Annotated in this window: 5 protein-coding genes; 4 read left to right on the top strand and 1 reads right to left on the bottom strand. The window is 64.3% G+C overall.

What is annotated here, in order from left to right:
• A partial coding sequence (locus VII69_11665; protein HEY5095764.1) for a S41 family peptidase occupies positions 1 to 460 on the top strand: 460 nt, incomplete at its 5' end.
• Here the strand turns inward: VII69_11665 and VII69_11660 are convergent.
• Positions 447 to 803: a hypothetical protein gene (locus tag VII69_11660; GenBank protein HEY5095763.1), complete on the bottom strand. Its 357-nt coding sequence runs from the start codon at positions 801 to 803 to the stop codon at positions 447 to 449. The two genes, VII69_11665 and VII69_11660, sit on opposite strands and share 14 nt — an antisense overlap.
• A gap of 55 nt (positions 804 to 858) precedes the next feature.
• Between VII69_11660 and VII69_11655 the strand changes: the two genes are divergently transcribed.
• The 3 genes from VII69_11655 to VII69_11645 form a co-directional block, all read left to right on the top strand.
• Positions 859 to 2,409, top strand: coding sequence for an acyl-CoA carboxylase subunit beta (locus VII69_11655; GenBank protein ID HEY5095762.1), 1,551 nt, complete (start codon positions 859 to 861; stop codon positions 2,407 to 2,409).
• A complete protein-coding gene (locus VII69_11650; protein ID HEY5095761.1) occupies positions 2,406 to 2,579 on the top strand; it encodes a hypothetical protein in 174 nt (57 codons plus the stop codon). Before VII69_11655 ends, VII69_11650 begins: the two co-directional genes overlap by 4 nt.
• A partial coding sequence (locus VII69_11645) for a biotin carboxylase N-terminal domain-containing protein (GenBank protein ID HEY5095760.1) occupies positions 2,572 to 3,780 on the top strand: 1,209 nt, incomplete at its 3' end. The genes VII69_11650 and VII69_11645, both read left to right, overlap by 8 nt.

The raw sequence follows: 3,780 nt of genomic DNA, 5'->3' as shown, positions 1-3,780 counted from the left end.
CGTCGATTCGGTCGATGCGACGGCCGGCGCATTTCTGCCCGCCGGCACGCTTCTATCAAGTGCGCGCGGACGGTGGCTGGTTTTCCCCGCGCGTCAGTTCAAGGCCGACGCGGACGCGGGGGTCAGCTATCATGGACCGCTCGTCGTCCTCGTGGACGGCGCCACATCCAGCGGCGCCGAGACGCTAGCGCGCGCATTGCAGTACTATCACCGCGCGACGATCGTCGGCACCCACACCGCGGGTAAGGTGATGGGCGTTGAAGTGGAGATGCCGCTTGCGGACGGCGGCTTGCTGCGCGTGGCCACCTTAGATGTGTCCGGGCCCGACGGCCGCCGGCTCGAAGGTCGCGGCGTTTCGCCCGACGTGATCTCACAGACGCGGGCCGGCCAAATGCAAACGGCGCTCGCGCTGTTGCATCGCCATTCGTGGCAACCTCGCATACCGCTTATAGGCGGATGATCGCCCTCAGGGCTCTCGCCAGGCCGCCGCGATCCACCACGGTGGAATTCGGCGCCGACGTTTTCGTCTTGACCATGTCGGTGGGTGCGACGTCGGTGATGATGACGGGAATATCTCTCGTGTTGAAGCCGTCGTTTATGTAGCGTGCCGCTTCGCGGCCGTGCTGGGGCAGTTTGCCGCATGAGATGACGATCGCGTCGGGCCGCGCGGTGAGAAGCGTGCGGAAAAATGTGGGCCAGCGGGGCTCGTCTTCGAAAAGCGTTGCGCCTGTGTCCTCGATGAAGACGCGGCGTTCGGCGCAATTGTCATCGGTATCGAATTGCAAGAGCAAGACGTTGGGCATGCGAGCCAATTCGCCCGGCGGGTAGGAGTGCCCCTGGCGAGGAACCTCCGGCCGGATGAGCCATGAAGCTAAGATGGATCTTCTGCGCCAAAAGCGCGCTGAAGCGGCGGCGCCAGCCGGCGATGCAGCGATCGAGCGCCAGCACGCGCGTGGAAAGCTGACGGCGCGCGAGCGCGTCGAGGCGCTGCTGGACCAGGGAAGTTTCGTCGAGACCGACGCGTTTGCGGTCCATCGATCGAGCGCGTATGGGCTGAGCGACAAGAAATTCGTCGGCGACGGCGTGATCACAGGACACGGTACCGTCAATGGCCGGCGCGTCTTTCTCTTCTCACAAGATTTCACCGTCATGGGTGGGTCGCTCGGCGAAGTGTACGCAGAGAAGATCTGCAAGATCATGGACACGGCGCTCAAAGTCGGCTGCCCGCTGATCGGCATCAACGATTCGGGCGGCGCACGCATCCAAGAAGGCGTTGTGAGTCTCGGCGGCTACGCGGAGATTTTTTGGCGCAACGTGCAGGCATCGGGCGTGATCCCTCAGATCTCGATCATCGCCGGACCATGTGCGGGCGGTGCGGTGTACAGCCCCGCGATCACCGATTTCGTCTTCATGGTCGACAAGATCTCGCAGATGTTCATCACCGGGCCCGAGATCATCAAGACCGTCACCGGCGAAGAGGTCACGTTCGAGGAACTCGGCGGCGCCGCCACGCACAACACGAAAAGCGGCGTGGCGCAATTCTTATGCGCCGACGAAGACGACGCGTTCGAGCAAGTCCGGCATCTGCTTTCGTTTCTGCCCGCGAACAATCTCGACGACCCGCCGGGCGGCCCTGCCGACGACGACCCATCGCGACGTGACGCCGGGTTGATCGATCTCATCCCGGCGTCGCCGAACCTGCCGTACGATATGATCGAGGTCATCCATCGCGTCGTGGATGACGGCGAATTCTTCGAAGTGCACGCGCTGTTCGGCACGTCGCTCGTCGTGGGTTTCGCGCGGCTCGGCGGCCGCAGCATCGGCGTTGTTGCGAACCAGCCGAAAGTGCTGGCCGGTGTGCTCGACATCAATTCATCGGTGAAGGGCGCGCGGTTCGTGCGTTTTTGCGACGCCTTCAACATCCCGCTCGTCGTGTTCGTCGACGTGCCTGGATTCTTGCCCGGCACCACCCAGGAATTCGGCGGCATCATCAAGCACGGCGCCAAACTTCTCTATGCGTTCGCCGAGGCCACGGTCCCCAAGCTTACCGTGATCACGCGCAAGGCCTACGGCGGCGCGTACGACGTCATGTGCAGCAAGCACATCCGCGCCGACTTCAACGTCGCGTGGCCCACCGCCGAGATCGCGGTCATGGGACCACAAGGGGCCGTGAAGATCGTCTCACGCGAAGAGATCGCAAAGGCCATCGATCCCGCCATTCGCACGACCGAACTCGTCGACGAGTACGTCGAGCGGTTCGCCAATCCGTATATCGCGGCCGAACGCGGATACCTCGACGACGTCATCGATCCGGCCGACACGCGCCCAACGCTCATCGGCGCGCTCGAGATGCTACGCACCAAACGGGTCCCGCGGCCGGCGCGGCGCCACGGAAATATCCCGCTTTGACCGCTTCAATCCAGGTGCCGGCGGGTGCGACGCCCGATGAAGCCACCGCCATCGCCGACGCGATTCAGTCGATCCTGAATCGGATGCCCGACTCTGGCCCGTCTGACGACGGCGGCCGCTCGAAGTGGGCTGCGGCAGCCAGGCGCGAGGCGCTCGACGATCGTGTTTAAGAAGGTCCTCATCGCCAATCGCGGAGAGATCGCGCTGCGGGTGATCCGCGCTTGCCGGGAACTCGGCGTGCCGTCGGTCGCCGTTTATTCAGACGCCGACCGGAACGCTGTTCACGCCGCCGCCGCGGACGAGTCGTATCGCATCGGCCCGGCTCCGGCTTCGCAGTCGTACCTCGACATCGACGTCCTTCTCGAAACCGCCGCACGCGCAGGCTGCGATGCCATCCATCCCGGCTATGGATTTCTTGCCGAAAACGCCGGCTTCGCGCGCCGTTGCGAAAAAGCCGGGCTTGCATTCATCGGACCTTCGCCAGACGCGATCGACCGGATGGGCAACAAGATCGCCGCGCGCGCCGTTGCCCATGCCGCCGGTCTTCCGGTGGTGCCCGGCACCATCGAGCCCGTCACCGGACCCGACGCTGTCCGCGACTGGGCCGAACACGTGGGATACCCGATCGCGATCAAAGCGGCGGCGGGCGGCGGCGGCAAAGGATTGAAAGTCGCGCACTCGCCGGACGAGGTCGACGCAGCCGTTTCGGTCGCCGCCAAAGAGGCGGCCGCCTACTTCAAGGACGACACGCTTTACGTGGAGCGCTATCTCGAACGTCCAAAGCACGTCGAAGTGCAGGTGCTCGGCGACAAACACGGCCACGTGGTCCAGTTGGGTGAGCGTGATTGCTCGATGCAGCGACGCCACCAAAAGCTTGTCGAGGAGACGCCCGCGCGCATCTTCCCCACGGTCCGGGGTCGCCTGCTCGCCGCGGCAGTGAAATTGTGCGAGGCCATCGGCTACGACAGCGCCGGCACCATCGAATGTCTGGTGGAGGGCGACGATTTCTATTTCCTTGAGATGAATACGCGGATCCAAGTCGAGCACACCATCACGGAGATGACGTACGGCTTCGATCTGGTGAAAGCGCAGATCCGCGTCGCGGCAGGCGAGCCACTATGGATCTCGCAGGGGCAACTCTCACCGCGCGGTCATGCGATCGAAGTGCGCGTCAACGCCGAATCGCCCGCGAATGATTTCCGTCCGTGCGCCGGCACGCTCACGCGATACGTCGAACCGGGCGGTCCGGGCGTGCGCGTCGACGCCGCCGCATTTTCGGGCTGGTCGATACCGCAAGAGTACGACTCCCTGCTTGCAAAGCTCATCGTCTGGGGCCAAGATCGAGACGAGGCGCGCGCGCGATTGCGGCGG

Source organism: Candidatus Eremiobacteraceae bacterium (genome assembly GCA_036511855.1).
In the GTDB taxonomy this organism is placed as follows: domain Bacteria; phylum Vulcanimicrobiota; class Vulcanimicrobiia; order Eremiobacterales; family Eremiobacteraceae; genus JABCYQ01.
This window is presented reverse-complemented; position numbering and strand designations above follow the sequence as displayed.